The organism is Actinoplanes sp. CA-252034 (assembly GCF_050956125.1).
GTDB lineage: Bacteria > Actinomycetota > Actinomycetes > Mycobacteriales > Micromonosporaceae > Actinoplanes.
In genome coordinates, this window is record NZ_CP191846.1 from 773,787 (window position 1) to 790,881 (window position 17,095).

Annotated in this window: 16 protein-coding genes; 3 read left to right on the forward strand and 13 right to left on the reverse strand. The window is 71.0% G+C overall.

Annotated elements, in window-relative coordinates:
• Positions 1-225 precede the first annotated feature (225 nt).
• The gene (locus ACQPZW_RS03670) at positions 226-1,446 is read left to right on the forward strand and encodes an NADP-dependent isocitrate dehydrogenase (protein WP_433793419.1); all 1,221 of its coding nucleotides are present in this window, start codon (positions 226-228) and stop codon (positions 1,444-1,446) included.
• A gap of 138 nt (positions 1,447-1,584) precedes the next feature.
• Here the strand turns inward: ACQPZW_RS03670 and galT are convergent, their stop codons facing one another.
• The 4 genes from galT to ACQPZW_RS03690 form a co-directional block, all read right to left on the reverse strand.
• Complete coding sequence (gene galT / locus ACQPZW_RS03675; protein ID WP_433793420.1) at positions 1,585-2,670, reverse strand: galactose-1-phosphate uridylyltransferase; 1,086 nt, start codon at positions 2,668-2,670, stop codon at positions 1,585-1,587.
• Positions 2,667-3,443, reverse strand: a complete 777-nt coding sequence (locus ACQPZW_RS03680) for a DeoR/GlpR family DNA-binding transcription regulator (RefSeq protein WP_433793421.1) — start codon at positions 3,441-3,443, stop codon at positions 2,667-2,669. The genes galT and ACQPZW_RS03680 overlap by 4 nt, the downstream gene beginning before the upstream one ends.
• Positions 3,444-3,513: 70 nt before the next feature.
• Positions 3,514-4,428 (reverse strand): glycosyltransferase family 2 protein, encoded by a 915-nt coding sequence (locus ACQPZW_RS03685; RefSeq protein WP_433797412.1) that lies wholly within the window; start codon positions 4,426-4,428, stop codon positions 3,514-3,516.
• Positions 4,428-5,360 (reverse strand): sulfotransferase, encoded by a 933-nt coding sequence (locus ACQPZW_RS03690; RefSeq protein WP_433793422.1) that lies wholly within the window; start codon positions 5,358-5,360, stop codon positions 4,428-4,430. Before ACQPZW_RS03690 ends, ACQPZW_RS03685 begins: the two co-directional genes overlap by 1 nt.
• Positions 5,361-5,422: 62 nt before the next feature.
• Between ACQPZW_RS03690 and ACQPZW_RS03695 the strand changes: the two genes are divergently transcribed.
• Positions 5,423-6,661, forward strand: a complete 1,239-nt coding sequence (locus tag ACQPZW_RS03695; protein WP_433793423.1) for a WecB/TagA/CpsF family glycosyltransferase — start codon at positions 5,423-5,425, stop codon at positions 6,659-6,661.
• A 199-nt stretch (positions 6,662-6,860) separates the two neighbouring features.
• Here the strand turns inward: ACQPZW_RS03695 and ACQPZW_RS03700 are convergent, their stop codons facing one another.
• Entirely contained in the window at positions 6,861-7,418 is a 558-nt protein-coding gene (locus ACQPZW_RS03700) for a hypothetical protein (RefSeq protein ID WP_433793424.1), read from the reverse strand.
• A gap of 1 nt (position 7,419) precedes the next feature.
• The gene (locus ACQPZW_RS03705) at positions 7,420-8,046 is read right to left on the reverse strand and encodes a DUF4262 domain-containing protein (RefSeq protein ID WP_433793425.1); all 627 of its coding nucleotides are present in this window, start codon (positions 8,044-8,046) and stop codon (positions 7,420-7,422) included.
• A 112-nt stretch (positions 8,047-8,158) separates the two neighbouring features.
• Here ACQPZW_RS03705 and ACQPZW_RS03710 point away from each other — a divergent pair, with 112 nt between their 5' ends.
• A complete protein-coding gene (locus tag ACQPZW_RS03710) occupies positions 8,159-8,533 on the forward strand; it encodes a glyoxalase (protein WP_433793426.1) in 375 nt (124 codons plus the stop codon).
• A gap of 77 nt (positions 8,534-8,610) precedes the next feature.
• On the opposite strand, the gene ACQPZW_RS03715 is transcribed toward ACQPZW_RS03710, so the two are convergent.
• From ACQPZW_RS03715 to ACQPZW_RS03745, 7 genes are read right to left on the reverse strand one after another with little or no spacing between them, the layout of a single operon-like run.
• A complete protein-coding gene (locus tag ACQPZW_RS03715) occupies positions 8,611-9,603 on the reverse strand; it encodes a glycoside hydrolase family 26 protein (protein ID WP_433793427.1) in 993 nt (330 codons plus the stop codon).
• The gene (locus tag ACQPZW_RS03720) at positions 9,596-10,330 is read right to left on the reverse strand and encodes a methyltransferase domain-containing protein (protein WP_433793428.1); all 735 of its coding nucleotides are present in this window, start codon (positions 10,328-10,330) and stop codon (positions 9,596-9,598) included. Before ACQPZW_RS03720 ends, ACQPZW_RS03715 begins: the two co-directional genes overlap by 8 nt.
• A complete protein-coding gene (locus ACQPZW_RS03725) occupies positions 10,327-11,829 on the reverse strand; it encodes a lipopolysaccharide biosynthesis protein (RefSeq protein WP_433793429.1) in 1,503 nt (500 codons plus the stop codon). The genes ACQPZW_RS03720 and ACQPZW_RS03725 overlap by 4 nt, the downstream gene beginning before the upstream one ends.
• The gene (locus tag ACQPZW_RS03730) at positions 11,826-12,704 is read right to left on the reverse strand and encodes a sulfotransferase domain-containing protein (RefSeq protein ID WP_433793430.1); all 879 of its coding nucleotides are present in this window, start codon (positions 12,702-12,704) and stop codon (positions 11,826-11,828) included. Before ACQPZW_RS03730 ends, ACQPZW_RS03725 begins: the two co-directional genes overlap by 4 nt.
• Positions 12,705-12,706: 2 nt before the next feature.
• Positions 12,707-13,936, reverse strand: a complete 1,230-nt coding sequence (locus ACQPZW_RS03735) for a hypothetical protein (protein WP_433793431.1) — start codon at positions 13,934-13,936, stop codon at positions 12,707-12,709.
• Positions 13,937-15,298 (reverse strand): hypothetical protein, encoded by a 1,362-nt coding sequence (locus tag ACQPZW_RS03740; protein WP_433793432.1) that lies wholly within the window; start codon positions 15,296-15,298, stop codon positions 13,937-13,939.
• Positions 15,295-17,013 (reverse strand): Wzz/FepE/Etk N-terminal domain-containing protein, encoded by a 1,719-nt coding sequence (locus tag ACQPZW_RS03745; RefSeq protein ID WP_433793433.1) that lies wholly within the window; start codon positions 17,011-17,013, stop codon positions 15,295-15,297. The genes ACQPZW_RS03740 and ACQPZW_RS03745 overlap by 4 nt, the downstream gene beginning before the upstream one ends.
• Positions 17,014-17,095: the final 82 nt, after the last annotated feature.

A 17,095-nucleotide genomic window follows, 5' to 3' on the forward strand; every position in this document is an offset into this window, starting at 1 on the left:
CCGGTTGCGATCGGGACGACGGTGAAGGCCCGACCTGCCGTTTCGCGTAGATCGTCCCTGCGCGTACCACCGTGACGAGGTTCGTAGCGCTTATCGGCACGCCGGCTCTTCATTCCCTGGGATGGTAGAGGGGGTCGGACAGGACGAGGCCGCCCGGCGATCTTCGGAGGGCGGGCAGTACGCTCGTACTGCTAAGCATGTGTTTCGGGAGAGGAGCGCCGGCCGATGGCGAAAATCAAGGTCAAGAACCCGGTCGTCGAGATCGACGGCGACGAGATGACCCGGATCATCTGGAAGCAGATCCGTGAGCAGCTGATCCTGCCGTATCTCGACGTGAACCTCGAGTACTACGACCTGTCGATCCAGTACCGGGACGAGACCGACGACCAGGTCACGATCGACTCGGCCAACGCCATCAAGCGGCACGGTGTGGGCGTCAAGTGCGCCACCATCACGCCCGACGAGGCCCGGGTCGACGAGTTCGGCCTGAAGAAGATGTGGCGTTCGCCGAACGGCACGATCCGTAACATCCTCGGCGGCGTGGTCTTCCGCGAGCCGATCATCATGAAGAACGTGCCCCGTCTGGTACCGAACTGGACCAAGCCGATCATCATCGGCCGTCACGCCCACGGCGACCAGTACAAGGCGACCGACTTCGTCGCGCCGAAGGCCGGCAAGTTCACCGTCACCTTCACGCCGGAGGACGGCTCCGCGCCGATGGAGTTCCACGTCACGGACTTCCCGGCCGGTGGCGGTGTTGGCATGGCGATGTACAACTACGACGAGTCGATCCGTGACTTCGCGCGCGCCTCGTTCCGGTACGGCCTGGCCCGCAACTACCCGGTCTACCTGTCGACCAAGAACACGATCCTGAAGGCCTACGACGGGCGTTTCAAGGACCTGTTCGCGGAGATCTTCGAGACCGAGTTCGCGGAGAAGTTCAAGGAGGCCGGTCTCATCTACGAGCACCGGCTGATCGACGACATGGTCGCCGCCGCGCTCAAGTGGGAGGGCGGCTACGTCTGGGCCTGCAAGAACTACGACGGTGACGTGCAGTCCGACACCGTGGCCCAGGGCTTCGGCTCGCTCGGCCTGATGACCTCGGTGCTGATGACCCCGGACGGCCAGACCGTCGAGGCCGAGGCCGCCCACGGCACTGTCACCCGGCACTACCGGCAGTGGCAGAAGGGCGAGAAGACCAGCACCAACCCGATCGCCTCGATCTTCGCCTGGACCGGTGGTCTCAAGCACCGCGGCAAGCTGGACGGCACCCCCGAGGTGACCACCTTCGCCGAGACGCTCGAGCGGGTCTGCATCGAGACCGTCGAGGGCGGTCAGATGACCAAGGACCTCGCGCTGCTCATCGGCCGGGACGCCCCGTGGCTGTCGACCGACGAGTTCATGAACGCTCTCGACGAGAACCTGGCGCGCAAGCTCGGCGCCTGACCTCGAAGCACTTCCGAAGCCCGTCGGCCCACGCCGGCGGGCTTCGTGCGGAACGCCTGCGACGAGGAGTGACCCTCGGGTGACATGACTCGTTGAAAGCGATGGGGAGGCCTTGTCCCGGGCCTCCCCATCGTCGTCTCAGATGTCGCGCAGCCGCTGGGCCGCGGCCTCCGGGACGATGTCGTTGACGAAGGCGCCCATCGCCGACTCCGACCCGGCCAGGAACTTCAGCTTGTCCGCGGCGCGCCGGATGCTGAACAGCTGCAGGTGCAGATAACCCAGGTCACGGCCCTCCCCGGTGACCGCCTGGTGCCATGCCGAGATGTACGGCATCGGCTTGCCGAACAGGCCGTCGAACCGGCGCAGCACGTCGAGGTAGAGCGGGCCGAACGCGTCCCGCTCGGCGTCGCTCAGCGCGGGCAGGTCCGGCAGCCGCCGATGCGGGGCCAGGTGCACCTCGAACGGCCAGCGCGCGGCGGCCGGCACGTAGGCCGTCCAGTGCTCGTTGGACGCGATCACCCGTACCTTCGCCTCCTGCTCGGCGGCGAGGACGTCGGCGTACAGATTGCGCCCGGTCTTCTCGAAGTGCCGCTGCGCGGCCCGGAGGTAGGCCGCGGTCTTCGGCGTCACCGTCGGGTAGGCGTAGATCTGCCCGTGCGGGTGGTGCAGCGTCACGCCGATCTCGACGCCCCGGTTCTCGAACGGGAAGACCTGCGCCACCTCCGGCACCCCGGACAGCTCGGCGGTGCGGTCGGCGAGAGCGTCGATGACGGTACGGACACGCGACGCCGGCAGCGAACCGAAGGCACTGTTGTGATCGCTGGTGAAGCAGACGACCTCACATCGGCCGTGCCCCGGCCGCACCGGCACCATGTCGGTGACCTGGGTGATCTCGTCCGGCACGATCCGGTCGGAGAACGACGGGAACTGGTTTTCAAAAACCACCACGTCGTAGTCGGGCGCCGGGATCTCGCTGGCGAACCGCTCGCTCGTCGGGCAGAGCGGGCACGCGTCCGACGGCGGCAGGAAGGTCCGCGTGTTGCGGTGCGCGGCGACAGCGATCCACTCGTCGGTCAGCGGGTCGTATCGCAGCTGGGAGGCCGGCGGAGGCGGCGGCAACTGACGGGTGTCGGAGTACGACGAACGGCTGCTGCCGGGGGACTCGTCGAAGTAGATCAGCTCACGGCCGTCGGAGAGACGGACGCTCGAGCGGGTCGGGGTCACTGGGGGTTCACCACCACGAGTTCAGGGACGGTTTCCGACAGCAGGGCACGGGCGTCGTCGTCCAGCCCGTCGTCGGTGATCAGGACGTGCGCGCGGGACAGCGGCACGATCGAGGAGATGCCCACGGTGCCCCACTTGGTGTGGTCGGCGAGCACGACCAGGCGCTCGGCCGCCTCCACCAGCGCCCGCTTGACATCCGCCTCCATCAGGTTGGGCGTCGTGTAACCGGCGCGCTCGCTCATCCCGTGCACCCCGAGGAACAGCATGTCCAGGTGCAGGGTGCCGACGGCGGCGACCGCCACCGGGCCGACAAGAGCGTCCGAGGGGGTACGGGTGCCGCCGGTCAACACCACGGTCTGATCCGGTCGGCCGGCCCGGTAGAACACGTCGGCGACCGGTATGGAGTTGGTCACCACGGTCAGCGCCGGGACGTCGACCAGGCGCTGGGCCAGCTCCGCCGTCGTGGTGCCGGCCGACAGCGCGATCGCGTCGCCGGGCGAGACGAGAGCGGCGGCCCGCTGGGCGATCGCCGCCTTCTCCCCGCGCTCGCGCACCGATTTCGCGGTGAACCCGGGCTCGTGTGCCGAACCGGGACTGACGGTGGTCGCGCCGCCATGTACCTTCGCCAGCAACCCACGCTCCGCGAGCGCCTCCAGGTCACGCCGGATCGTCATGTCGGACACGCTGAACTCGGTGGCCAGCTCGGTGACCCGGACGCCGCCGGCAGCGCGCACCCGGTCGAGGATCGCCGCCTGTCTCTGCTGTGCCAGCATCAGCTGGACCGAACTATTCCGAACACACTCGAACAGTACCGCGTGATCGGGTACGTGCGAAAGGGTGAGTTCAGATACCACGCCCTCGTTTGTGCAGCGCTGAAAGGACGTTCTCCACCTTGACCGCTCCGGTCATCGCCGCCAAGGCGATCGCCGCACGAGGTTCCCGCCAATTCGCCCGCACCGCCTCCCGGGTGTACCGCCACGCGGCGACCCGGTTGCCGGACGCCGCCGACCAGCACGCCAACTGACCGTAGACCCGAGCCGCGCCCGGACGGCAGCCACTGATCTCCGGGTGCCGCTGCATCATCCAGCGCAGCGACGAGATCTTGGTGGCGTACTCGTACGTGTAGTGCGAGGTCCGGCCCCACAGCACCCGGACCAGCGGCTCGTCCAGATGAACGATCGGCGCGCGGCGGGCCGCCCTGAGCAGAAGATCCCAATCCTCGTTCTGGCTGCCCGGCGCCTCCTCGGAGACCAGCCCGATCCGCTCCGGATCCAGCGCCTCCCGCCGGATCAGGAACGACGACGAGTGCAACATCGCCATCCGCGACCGGGCCAGGTCGTCCACCGTCACCCGGGACCGGCCGGCCAGACGGGGTGTGGAGCGACCCTCGTACTCCACCTCGATCGCACACGTGGCGAACTCGGCCTCCGGCTCGGCCAGCAGCGCGGCCACCTGACGGCGCAACTTGTCCGGCAGCCACCGGTCGTCGTCGTCACAGAACGCCATCAGCTCGGTGTCCAGCGCCAGCAGGCCGGTGTTGCGCGCCCCGGCCAGCCCCGCGGTCCGCCAATTCGTCAACACCAGCACCGGTACGCCGTCCGTCGACGCCAGCAGATAGTCCGGCTCGGTCTGGTCGTAGACCACCACGATCTTCAGCTCGCCCGGATAACGCTGGGCACGGACCGCGGCGATCGAGGCGCGCAGCAGTTCGGGACGGTTGCGGGTGGGGATGACCACCCCGATCGACGGCCAGTTCATCATGCCTCCGAAGCGATCGAGATCGGGTAGCCGTACGCCCGCAGCAGGGGCCCGCAGACCGCGCCGACCAGGCGCCGCTGCGACAGGGGCAGCGCCGACACCCAGGCGTCGTCCCGGCGTAGCGGCAACCGGCCCACGGTGAACCGCATCGGATTGCCGGCCGCGCTGTGTCCCGCCCGCAGATCGGCGTGCCCGTTCCGCAGGAAGTCCAGATCCTCCGGGCGCGGCGGGGCACCGGCGAACTCGGCCAGCCCCTCCAGCCCCGCCCGCGGATCGGCGAGGAACTCCTCGTAGCGGATCCGCCGGACCGGCACGCCGCGCCGGGCCAGCAGCCCGAACGCGGCATTGTGGGCGTTCCACAGCAGAGCCGAGCGCCCCGGAGAGTACCGGGTCATCTGGTCCAGGCCGTCGGTCTCCGGCCGGGCCACCGTCTTCGTCCACGAGTAGGCCACCCCGCGGGCGTCCCGGACCACGTGCACCACCCTGAGGTCGATGTCGTCCGCCCAGCGCAGCACGTGGGCAAGCGCCGAGTGCTTGGAAGAGTCGATCACCACGCGGGCACCGGAGACCTCGGCCGCGGCGGTGTAGACCCGGGCGTAGTAGGAGGCGTACTCACGGACCTCGTCGGAGGCGGTGGCCGCCGAGGCCAGGCGGGGGATGTGCCGGGTCCGCTCGACCGTGTCGCGCAGCGCGTGCACCCGGTCCACGTCGACGTTGGACCAGCCGTTGAAGGCCAGGTCCCCGACCCGTCTCCAGAAGTCGCAGCCGGAGAACCGGTCGCCGCAGCCGCACCGCTCGTCGTCCCGGACGTCGCGTTGCCACAGGTGGACGACCTCACCGAGAGCACACATCCCGGGCAGCTCACCGAGCAGGCGTTCGACGAGAGTTGTACCACTTCGCCCGAATCCGCCAAGAAATAGCACTTCTGCCACTTTGGCCCACCTTTGCTCGTTTCGCTCTGGTAACGAGTCAAGCAGGGAAAAGGAGGCGTCAGGTGACGATCGAGGCTTTCGACCGTGTACAGCTCGATGGGACGGGCATCGACCGCATCACCGAGGACGAGGTCGTCGCCGTCGTCCGGGAGGCACTCGCACACGGACGCGGCGGCCGGATCATCACCCCGAACGTCGACATCCTGCGCCGCGCCGCCGCCGACCCGGGAGTGCGCCGACACCTCGACGACGCCGACCTGATCGTCGCCGACGGGATGCCCCTGGTCTGGGCCAGCCGTCTCCGCGGCGTGCCCCTCCCGGAACGGGTCGCCGGCAGCAGCCTCATCTGGTCCCTCTCCGAGGGCCTGGGCCGGGATGCCCGCTCCGTCTTCGTGATCGGCGGCACCCCGGTCGCGCCCACCCGCAGCCCGGCGCACCGCACCCTGACCGGCCGCACCCCGGCCGATCGCACCTCGGTGGACCGCGCCTTGACCGACGGCCCTCGGGTCGATCGGATCTCGGCCGATCGCACCCCTGCCGATCCCACCTTGATTGACCGCGTTTTGACCGACGGCCCTCTGGTCGGCCGCATCTCGGCCGATGGCACCCCTGCCGATCGCGCATTGATTGACCGCGTTTTGACCGACGGCCCTCCGGCCGACCGTGCCTTGACCGACCGCGCCATGAACGAGCGCGCCCTGGCCGAACCTGCCCGGACTCGCAGGCCGGCGAACCGCGGTGGCATTCGGACCCTCGGACCGGCCGAGCGAAGCGGTATCCGTGGATCCGACAAATCCGGCGTCACATCCGCGGCCGTCAAGGCGGCCCGCGACGCCGCGGCCGCGGTGAGGGCCGCCCGCCACGCCGGCCAGGACGGCGCGGCCCGGGCCGCCGCCCGGCTCGCCGAGACATTCCCCGGCCTGCGGATCGCCGGGACGCTCAGCCCCGACTTCGGTTTCGAGGAGGACGAGGGCACCTACGCCGACTTCTGTGCCTCTGTCGTCGCCGCTCGGCCCGATCTGGTCTTCGTCGGCCTCGGCTTTCCCAAGCAGGAGCTCGTCATCGAACGGCTGCGCCCGAAACTGCCGGCCACCTGGTTCGTCGGCTGCGGCGCCGCGGTCAACTTCGTGGCCGGCGACATCGGACGTGCCCCGCGCTGGATGCAGCGCACCGGCCTCGAATGGGCCCACCGCCTCGGCGTCGAGCCCCGCCGCCTGGCCGGCCGATACCTCCGCCACGACGCCCCCTACGCCCTCCGCCTCCTGGCCCGAGCTCCTCGGCGCCGAAGTCTCCGCCCCTGACGGCTCCCGCCGTCGAAGGTCCTGTCTCTGATGGCTCCCGCCGTTGAAGGTGCTGTGTCTGATGGCTCGCCCCGTGGAAGTCCCGGCCCGATGGCTCGCCCTGTGGAAGGTCCTGGCTCTGATGGCTCCCGCCGCCGAAATCTCCCGTCTGATAGCTCGCGCGTCGAAGTCTCCGGCTCTGATGGCTCGCCGTCGAAGGTCAGCGCTCGTGATCAGCGCGGAACGGCCCGGCGAGAAAGCGGACCACGGGCAGGGGTGGCCGCGACCCGGGCACGGCGGGTGTCCCGGCTGTCTCGGGGGCGGCCGGGACGGCGGACCGGAAGTGCAGAGCAGGAAGCAGTGATCGGCGGTCGCCATGAGCCGGAAGCGGCGATCTGACGTTGCCCTGACGGGGAAGCGGCGATCGGACGTCGCCCTGAGCGGAGAGCGGTGACCGGGCGTCGCCCTGAGCGGGAAGCGGTGTCCGGTGGCCGCCTTGGGCGGCCTCACAATCGCCCTCGGTGGTGCCGGTGGTGCCGGTGGTGCCGGTGGTGCCGGTGGTGCCGGTGGTGCCGGTGGTGCCGGTGGTGCCGGTGGTGCCGGTGGTGCCGGTGGTGCCGGTGGTGCCGGTGGTGCCGGTGGTGCCGGTGGTGCCGGTGGTGCCGGTGGTGCCGGTGGTGCCGGTGGTGCCGGTGGTGCCGGTGGTGCCGGTGGTGCCGGTGGTGCCGGCGTCGGTGGCCGCGGTGAAGCGGAGCGTGGGCAGGGCAGGGGTGGTCATGTCAGTCCTCACGGTTGCTTCCCTCGCCGCCGGGTGACGAGGGTGGGGTGAATGGAGAGTGCGCCGGGCGGGAGCGGCCGCCACGGGCCGCCCGGTGGCGCTGGGCCCGCCGCTCCGAGGCACCGGGTAGGCCGCGGAACGTGCCGCATCGGCGGCCCGCGCGGGTGGCCGGGGCGCCGATGGTCGGCTGGGGATAGTCGAGGGCGTCGTAGCCGCTCTGCCAGGGGAAGCGATCGGCCGGATCGGGCCAGGCGAGCTGTAGCAGCCGGACCCGGTCGTCGCCGTAGCGCATCAGCGCCGCCCCCGGGAACAGGGTCTCCGAGATCTCGCCGCCGACGACCCGGACCTCCTGCCCGTCGAGGAGGCCGCGCAGGCGGTGCCCGTGACGCAGCAGCAGCCCCTCGTCGCAGACGCGCCCGGCCACCTCGTTGAGCAGCACGTGCCCCGTCTCCGGTGGCAGCCCGGCGATGGTGAGCTCGGGAAACCCGTAACCGGTGAGGCCCACGGTGTAGGCGAAGGGCACCGTGTCGGGAGGGTCGTCCTCGGTGGGCACCACGTGCACGACGGCCCACCCGAATCTTTCGATGATCTCGCTCTGCTCGTCGAAGAAGTCGTCGAGGTAGGACACCGCGGACACCCCCGTTGGGCTCGGCCTGGCTGACTGAGCCCCACTATGGAACACACGTACGACATTTTTCGGCGACTGGTTAACCGTACGCCCGTACTGTTAAGGTCTGGTCATGGGTTTCCGCATCGACGACCTGCATCATGTGCAACTGCTGATCCCGCCGGACGGTGAGGGTGCAGCCCGAGCGTTCTACAGCGGTGTCCTCGGCATGGCCGAGATCGTCAAGCCGGCGGTGCTGGCCGCCCGGGGTGGCTGCTGGTTCCGCGGTGGTGGCTGGGAGGTGCATCTGTCACCGGTCCCGGATTTCGCGCCGGCCCGCAAGGCGCACCCGGGCGTGCTGATCAGCGGCCTGGACGCGCTGGCCGCGACGCTGGAGGCCGCCGGTCATCCGGTCGAGTGGGACCCGCATTTCCCAGGTCACCGGCGGCTCTACTCCGCCGACGGCCATGGCAACCGGCTGGAGTTCCTGGAGCGGATAAACGAGTGAAAGGACGGGTCCGGCAGTGAAAGGGCGGGAAAGGACGAGGGGGACGGCAGCGGGAGCGAGAGGACGACAGGGGCGGCTCAGGGATTGAAGTACGGGTCCTGCGCCAGCCGCTGGAAGGCTCGGAAGGCCCGCTTGTCCCCGGTGAGCTGAAACTGTTGGTTGGGCCCGTTCCCCTCGGGGTCGGACTCGAAGTAGGCGATGGCCTTGATCTGCTTGTTCGCCTTGAAGGTGCGCTCGGCGTCCTTGAGCCAGGCCGCCCGTGACTCCGAGCCCCACGCCTTGGCCACCCCGAACTCGCCGATGACGATCGGTTTCGGTCGTTGCGCGGCCCAGTCGAGGAACGGCCCCATCAGCGTCCCGATCGGCTGGAAGTCGAAGCCGGCGTAGACGTCGACGCAGGTCCAGTCGACCTGGTCGTCACCGGGGTAGAAGGCCGGCGCGTCGCCGCGGATGAAACCCTCGGCGGTCGGGCACCACACCCAGGACACGTTCTCGGCCCGCTCCTCGCGGAACACCTTCCGGACGTACCTCCAGGCGGCGATGTAGTCCTCGCCGGACCACATGGTGGCCTGCAGGTTGGGCCGGTCCATCTCCCAGCGCATCCGCAGCAGCACCGGCTTCCTGATCTTCCGGATCGCCTTGGCCTGTCTACGGATCAGGTCGTCGTGCTCGCCGGCGAGGATGGACCGGTTGTCGCCGGTCGCCCAGCTGATCATGAGGGACGCTCCGTCGGCGAGGAACGCCTCGTCGGAGAGGGTGCCCATCATCTGGTCGAACCGCCGGTACGTGTTGATGAAGTCGAGCCGCCGTCCCATCGACCGCTCCAGTTCGCCGACGGCGGTGAGCCGCCCCACATGGGTCAGCTCGTCCGGTTTGATCCATGCGCCGAAGTAGGCGCCCCTGGTCGGCGGCTCGAACGGCCCGGCCTCGAACGGCCCCGGATCGACGGCCACGGCGCGCGGCGGGGCGGACAGATCGGGTGACGGGGCGGGAGGCGGCGGATCGTCGCCGCCGCTGCCGCAGCCGCTCAGCAGCAGGACGATCAGCACCGACAGAAGCCGCTTACCCATGGATCCGCCGGGCCGTGTAGAGGACGTTCACCGCGTAGCCGTCGCTGCCCGGCAGCCGCCGTGCCGCCGCGTCCGCGAGCCGTGCCATCCGGTTGTCGTGCAGCGACGGCGTGAGCATGGAGAACCCGCGCCGTTCCACGATCTCGAAGCCGTGCCGGTCGAGCAGCTTCTCCACCTGGGTGTGCGACAGTTCGGCGAACCAGCGTTCCCCGTCGTGCCGCCGGGCCCGCAGGTGCCGCACCGATCCGGCGTTGCCGTGGTTCTCGACCACGAGCAGCCCGGACCCGCGGTGCGGCAGCACCTTGGCGGCGAAGGCGAGGGCCCGGTCCCGGACGCCCTCGTCGACGTTGAGCAGCAGCCGGAAGATCGTGACGACGGCCGGGAAGCCCGCCGCCACCGGCTGTGGCACGGGACCGTCGCCGGCGACCCGGTGCCAGTAGGCGCGGGACCCCACCTCGGCCGCCTTGGCCATCATCTCGGCCGACGTGTCGTACCCGTGTGCCTCCCGGACCAGGCCGTGCAGCGCGCGGATCGCCCGCCCGGTGCCGCAGGCGAAGTCGTGCTGCACCGGCGGGTGCTCGACGAACTCACGGCGCACCAGCGACCGCAGGTAGTCGCGTTGCCGCTCGTTGATCCGCGACGCGTAGCTGTCCGGTGCGTACGTCACGGTCTCGTACTTCTCGACCGCCTCCGTGTCCTGGAACACCTGGGTGTAGTCGCTGGTCAACTCTTCCTCCTGAATGCGCCGAGCATCAACGGGCCGCGGAGCAGCCACGCTCCCGCGGCATAGGCCGGAACGGCGGCGACGACGGCCGCCGGGACGAGAACGACGAAGCCGAAGCACCCGATCGCCAGCGCGGCCGCGCGGAGGGTGCCGGCTCCGAAGGGGTGCAGCCGGGTGCTGCGGTAGACCTGCGCCAGCGGCAGCAGGTTGTTGACCACCATGGCCCCGGCCAGGCCGATCGCGGCGCCGATCGCGCCCCAGTGCGGGATCAGCAGCACGTCGAGACCGACGGTGACGGCCAGCGCGATCAGCACGTTGCCCAGGTTCGCCGAGGTGCGGCCGGCCATCGCGAGCACCATGTCGACCATCCCGCAGCCGGTCGCGACCAGCATCGCGGAGGCCAGCACTAGCACCACCGGCACGCCGGCGGCGTACCCCTCGCCGAACAGCCTCAGATAGCGGGGCGCGAACGCGATCACCAGCAGGCAGACCGGCCAGGTGACCAGGACCAGCCAGCCGGTGGCGATCTGGTAGAGCCGCTTGGCGGCCGCGTGGTCGCCGGTGCTCAGCGCCTCGGCGAGCCGCGGCTGCACCGACTGCGACAGGCCCTGGTTGGCGAACTGGATCAGCACCACGAAACGCCCGGCCACCGCGTAGACCGCGGCCGGCGCCAGCCCGCCCAGGGCCGCGACCAGCAGCACGTCCACCCGTTGCAGGGCGAGTTGCGCGACGGCGGCCACCGCCCGCGGACCGGTGAAGATCCAGAAATCCCGGCGCAGCCGCCGTCGCTCGGTCCGGGTGATCTCGGCGACGACCAGACCTCTGCGGTACGCCGTACGCGCCGCGAATCCAGCGAGGATGACGACCGGCAGATAGGGGGCTGCCCAGGCGAACGCGAAGACCGGCAGCGACGCGGCCGCCCACATCGACGCCACCCCGGCCGCCCCCACGGCGAGCAGTTGCAGCACACTGCGCAGGATCCGGTCCAGCAGCACGGTCGGCCGCATGCTGCGGTAGCCGCGGGTCACGGTGAGCAGCACGTCGGTGAGCGCCTGCAGTGGGACGAAGACGGCCAGCACCCGGAGGCCGGTGGTGTGCTCGGCGATCACGTGCGGGGCCCGGCCGGCGGTGAGATGGGCGATCCACGGCGCGGCCAGCCACATGGCCGCCGCCAGGAGCACGGAGAACACCGCGACGGGCGGTAGCCCGGCCCGCAGGCACGCACCGAGCAGATGGTCCCGGCCGGTGGCGCGCAACCGGGCCGGCCAGTAGACCAGGCCGGTGTGCGTGCCGAGCTTGGCCAGCCCGCCGACCAGCACGAACGCGGCCGTGGCGGCGAAGAGGGCGCCCGCCTGCTCGGGGCCGAGGACGCGGGCCGCGATCCAGGTGACCACCACCCCGGCGCCACCGGCCAGTGCCGAGCCGGCCATGTTGGCCAGTCCGCCGCGGGCCGCGCCCCGGGCCGTCCCGGCCGGCTCCGGCTGGGTGGCGGTCGCGGTCACGCGCGGCGCCACACCGGGGTCCGCCCCAGCCACCCGGCCAGTGCCTCGTCGTGCGACCGGTAGTATTCGCGCAGGTCACGGCGCAGGCCCGGGTCCATGTCGGACTCCCGCGGGCGGGCGTTGTGCTGCTCGAACCGTGGCTGCCCGAGCCCGGTCGGCAGCCCGAGGAAACGGCACACCTCGTCGTAGACCTCGGCCGGCTCGGTGAAGAACCGCTCGCTCTCCACCACGTGGATGCGCTCGCGCCCGACGTGCTGGGCCATCACGCTCAGGTATCGGGCGTACTCGCCACGGGCCCGGTAGGCGTGATGCTGGTGGGCGAAGCTGTAGTAGGCCGGGTCGAGCGCGAGCCGGCTCTCCTCCCGGTGCACCCGGGCCGGCTCCAGGGTCAGCGCCGCCCCGAAGTCCGTCTCGGACTCGTAGCCGCGGGCCACCTCGTGATGATGCTGCGAGTAGGCGCGCTCCACCGGGTCACGGACCAGGACCAGGAGCTTGGCGTACGGCAGATCGCTCGCGATCCGGGCGGCCGCCTGCGGGTGGTACATGTAGTACGGGCTGGACTCGAAGGTCTGCGCGCGTACCCCGTGCTTCTCGGCGACCCGTTCCGCGCTGCGCAGGGTCGGGAAGTGCCCGCGGTACCAGTCCGGCCCGCGCCGGTACGACGTGTCGAAGTAGTGCACGCCCTTGTGCAGCACGGCTTTGAGCACCACGGGGTGCGCGGCCAGCGCCCGGTAGAGCGACGTGGTCCCGCAGCGCTGTCCGCCACAGATCAGGAAGGACGGCAGCATCCGTCTCTCCGCGGTGAGCCGCCCGTAGGACCGGGAACCCAGGTGCACGACCCGTTTGACCGGCGACGGAAGGTTGCGAACATGCATGGCTACAGCTCCTCCACGCGCCGGATCAGCACCGGCAACAGCCAGGTTCCGAGAACGCCCAGCCGGGCGCCCGCCTCGGCCTGCTTGTCGGTCAGGTAACGGACGGCCAGGTCGATCAGGTAGAGCAGGGCGGTGATCTCCCGGGCGACCGGCGCCACCCCGAACGGGGCCAGCAGCTCGTCGGCCCGGTGCACGCACGCCTCCACCGCGGCCCGGGCGTCACCTGACGACTGGATGCGTCGCTGCAGCTCGTGGTGGATGGCGTCGAAGCCGAGCGGCACACCTGTGGCGAACCGCTCCCAGTCCCAGACGAGCAGCGTGTCGGTGAGGTTCGCCATGTTCCACGGGGCCCAGTCGCCGTGCCACGCGCCGTACCGCAGCGCGGTCTCCCCGCTGTGCGCGGCCAGCACGTCGACGGCGGCGGCCAGCCCGGCGCCCTCCGGCCGGTCCGCGACCGCGGCCAGCCGCCCGCGCAGCTCGTGCCAGTACCCGCTGCCGGTCAGCGGCCCGGTGGTGATCCCGCAGCAGCCGGCGATGTCGACCATCGCGGCGGTCAGGCGCCGTGCGGACAGCGGGGCCCGGGGCAGCCAGACCGGCAGCGCCGACTGGACCAGCACCTGCATGCCCCGCCACGTCCCGGCGTGCAGCACCCGCGGCACGGTCAGCTTGCTCAGCCCGCTGCCGGCGAGCGTGGTGAGCGCCGCCGTCTCCGCCTTGACCAGGCCGCGGGTGAGTGGCCCGGTGCCCAGTTTGCCGAAGGCGAAGGTGTCGCCGTCCGGGCTGAGCAGCTGAAGCACCGGTTTGCGGTTGGCCCGTGCCGGGCCGATGTGCAGGCTCACCGCCACGTCGCGGCGCAGCGCGTCGCTCAGGTGCCCGTCGATGCCGGCCGACGCCGGTCCGGTGACCCGGATCCGGTCGCGGAAGAGCACGCCGCTGGTCCGGGTGTGCACGGCCGCGACCACGGCGTCACGTTTGAGCCGGGCGATCCGTGACTGCGGTTCCGCGTAGCGGCGGACAGCGGCCGCGGCGACCGCGGGGGAGAGCATGGGGACCAGCAGGCGGGGCCGGCGCAGGTTGGGGACCACCAGGTACTCGGCGACCAGCGGGCCGGGCGTGCCGTCCGTCCGGCACGGCTCCGGGTAGAGCTGGGCGAGCACCTCGGTGAGGTACTGCGTCCGGAGTGCGGCGTCCCCGGCGGTCAGCTCTGCGGGAGCCGTCTTTACCGGGCTCAATTATCGATCCCCTCCATCGGAATTGCGCCAGAGCAGCGCATATGCCAGAACCATGAAGGCCAGAGGGGTGACCAGCGAGTTGTACCAGAGCATTGCGGAGAACGACGTGACCAGCGCCGCGCTGCCGGCGATCCCGATCGGGCTCCGGTCGCGGCGGAAGCGCCACAGGCCGTACGCGAAGAAGCCGAGATAGCCGGCCGCCCCGGCCGTGCCGTGCGCGTAGAGGAGTTGCCAGAGCTGCCCGTTGCCGCCGACGGTGAAGTTGCCGCAGCGCTCGCAGCCGGCGCTCTCGCCCACGGTGATCGAGTTGCGCCCGCCCAGGGTGTTGCGGGTGCCGCCGTACCCGATCACGGGGGAGCCGGCGAACCCGTCGAGCGCCTTGTCGATGAGGAACGAGCGGACGCCGTTGGACTTCCCGTTGTCCAGCCGGGCCTGCACGGTCGCGCCGAGCGGGGTGGCGACCATCGCGAGGGTCAGCGCGGCCGCCGCCACCGGCAGGGCCACGAGGATCCACAGCCGGCCGGCCAGCACGTGCCGGAACGCCACGTAGGCGACCAGCAGGCCGACGCCGATCCACAGCCCGCGGTTCAGCGACGCCACCGCCGGGATCACCGACACGGCCAGGCAGAGCACGGCCAGCAGCTTCTTGCCGGCGCCGCGGGTCCACCACGCGGCCACCACGAGCCACGGTGCGAGCAGGCAGAAGTTGTTGCCCCAGGTGTTGGTGTAACCCCACGGCGCGGCGGGACGCGGCTTCTCCCCGCCGACCAGGTCCATGATCTGCGCGGCGTACGGGTGCACGAGCGACCGGACGAACCCCCTGTTGCGCACCCCGGACGGCAGCAGCCACTCCACCGGTGACGTGAACTCGAAGTTCCCGGCCACCATGCCGAGCAGGCCACCGGCCACGGTCAGTACGAACATGCCGGCGAGCAGGCGCACCAGCCGGCGACGGGACAGCTCGGCCTCGGTCAGGTTGCCTGCGTAGACCAGCAGGACGGTCAGGGACGCGTACATCGAAAGCTTGTAGACGACCGCGACCAACCGCTCCGTCGCGCGTTCCGGCACCGTGCCGGGCGGGTCCGCGCCCAGCGCGGCGATGCTCACCACCACCGCCGCCAGGAAGATCACCCACCAGGCGAAGCCGGGTGGCAGCCGTAGGACCCGGCCCGCCACCCGCCGGCGCACCAGCAGGAACAGCATGGCCGCCGCGGTCATCGGGAAGATCAGCACACCCAGGCCGAGCGCCCACCACAGCGGGTAGAGCAGCAGGATGCCGGCCACCGGCCAGGACGGCAGCGAGCGGTTCTTGACGGTTCGCGGAGCGGGCCCGGCGTGCGCTGCCGCCGCGACCGCCGTCACGTGTCGTCGCTCTCCGCGGCGCCCGTACCGGCCAGGTCACTGACCGCGACGGCCTCGCCGTCATCCTCGCCGCCCGGCCGCTGCCGGCCGGCGTACGACAGCTGCTGCGCCGACTCGTCCGGCAGGTCCTCGTCCGGCAGGTCCTCGTCCGGCAGGTCCTCGTCGGGTGCCGGCAGGGTCACCGCGGGGGCGACCAGATCACCCGGCTCCATGGCGGGGAGCCGCGGCAGGACCACCGTGCCGAGCAGGCTCGTGCCGACCCGGCGCAGCTGCTCGGCGGCGTCCATCAGGGCGGGCCGCTTCGAGCGGCGCAGCTCGACCGCGAGGATCGCCGCGTCGGCCAGGCTGGCCAGGCTCTGCGCGTCGGCGCTGCTGCTGGTCGACGGCGCCTCGATGACCACGTACCCACCCTGGCCGCGCAGCGTCTGCAGGGTGTCCTTGAGCCGCTGCGACTGCATCAGCCCCGCCGCGGTGGCCGCGCCCCCCGTGGTGATCACCCGCAGCGAGGGGATGCGCGGGGTGCGCTGCAGAGCCTTGGCCAGGCTGACCCGGCCGGCCAGCAGGTCGGAGAGGCCGGGCGCCGCCGCGACCCCGAACATGCGGGCCAGTGGCGCGGCGTCGATCACGCTCTCCGGCAGGTGCGCGCCGATCAGGACCACGTCACTTCCGGTACGCGCCAGCGCCGCCGCCAGGTTGGCCGCCACGAGGGTGCTGGCCGAGCCACGGTTGGTCCCGGTGACCACGATGACCTGGTCGTCGTCGGACATCGACGCGAGCACCTCGTTGCGCAGCCGGTTGAAGATGCGGCCGCCCGGTCCGTACGGCTGGAGAACGTCGTCGAAGTGTGGCGTGCTGCGCTCGTCGAGGACCGCGAGGACCGGCACCCGGCCCCGGTCGCGGACGTCACTCGGTGTGACCAGCCGCCGGTCGAATCGTTCCCGCAGGTAGGCCAGGCCGAGCCCGAGCAGCAGCCCGAGCATGCCGCCGGTGCCGATGTTGAGCCACGCGTTGGGGCTGGTGGGGTCCTCCGGCAGCCGGGAGTCGCTGATGATGCTGCCGCCGCCGACCATCGTGGTGGTCAGCTCGTTGAGCCGCCCGGTCAGCGAGTTGAGCTGGTTCTGCGAGTTGTTGCGCAGGCTCTGCAGGTTGCCCTCGCTGGAGCTGCCCTTGGCGGCCGCCGCGAGTTTGGCGTTGATCCCGGCCAGCATCGTGGTCAGCTGCCGGACCTTGAGGTTCAGTGAGCGGATCCGCTTGTCCAGCTGGGCGCGGGCGGTCTCCTCGCGGTTGCGCAGGTACGCCTCGGCGAACGCGTGCGACCCGGCCTGCGCCGCCCGTGGCTCGTCCGCCTTGAAGGTGATCACCAGGACCGTGGTGTTCGCCGGCACCTGCACCGACACCGATTTGGCCAGTTCGATCGGGGACTCGCTGCTGCGCAGGAGCGTGGCCGCCTTCACCGCGACCGCCCCGGACCCGACGAGCTGTGCCTCGGTGTCCAGGTTGACGGTGCCCTTGGTCCGGCCGCCCTCCGCGTTCGTATCCTGGCTCACCGATTCGACCAGTACCGATGCGGACGACTCGTACACCTTCGGCATGGCCCGTGTCAGGACCGCGCCGCCACCCAGGCCGGCACCCATGGCCACCAGGGCGATCCACCAGTGGCGGCGGAACGCACCGAGGTAGTGCGAGAGATCGGACGAGGGGCGAGACGGTTCCATCAGTCTTCGGCGGCCCTTCCCGGGAAAAGAGTGTCGGTTTGGGCGTTTCGCCCCGAAGGGCTAACGTCGCACTCTCGCCGAA

Coding starts and splice junctions, on each gene's coding strand:
- ACQPZW_RS03670 (WP_433793419.1), top strand. CDS start 226: ATGGCGAAAATCAAGGTCAAGAACCCGGTCGTCGAGATCGACGGCGAC.
- ACQPZW_RS03680 (WP_433793421.1), bottom strand. CDS start 3,443: ATGCTGGCACAGCAGAGACAGGCGGCGATCCTCGACCGGGTGCGCGCT.
- ACQPZW_RS03685 (WP_433797412.1), bottom strand. CDS start 4,428: ATGAACTGGCCGTCGATCGGGGTGGTCATCCCCACCCGCAACCGTCCC.
- ACQPZW_RS03700 (WP_433793424.1), bottom strand. CDS start 7,418: ATGACCACCCCTGCCCTGCCCACGCTCCGCTTCACCGCGGCCACCGAC.
- ACQPZW_RS03710 (WP_433793426.1), top strand. CDS start 8,159: ATGGGTTTCCGCATCGACGACCTGCATCATGTGCAACTGCTGATCCCG.
- ACQPZW_RS03715 (WP_433793427.1), bottom strand. CDS start 9,603: ATGGGTAAGCGGCTTCTGTCGGTGCTGATCGTCCTGCTGCTGAGCGGC.
- ACQPZW_RS03730 (WP_433793430.1), bottom strand. CDS start 12,704: ATGCATGTTCGCAACCTTCCGTCGCCGGTCAAACGGGTCGTGCACCTG.
- ACQPZW_RS03745 (WP_433793433.1), bottom strand. CDS start 17,013: ATGGAACCGTCTCGCCCCTCGTCCGATCTCTCGCACTACCTCGGTGCG.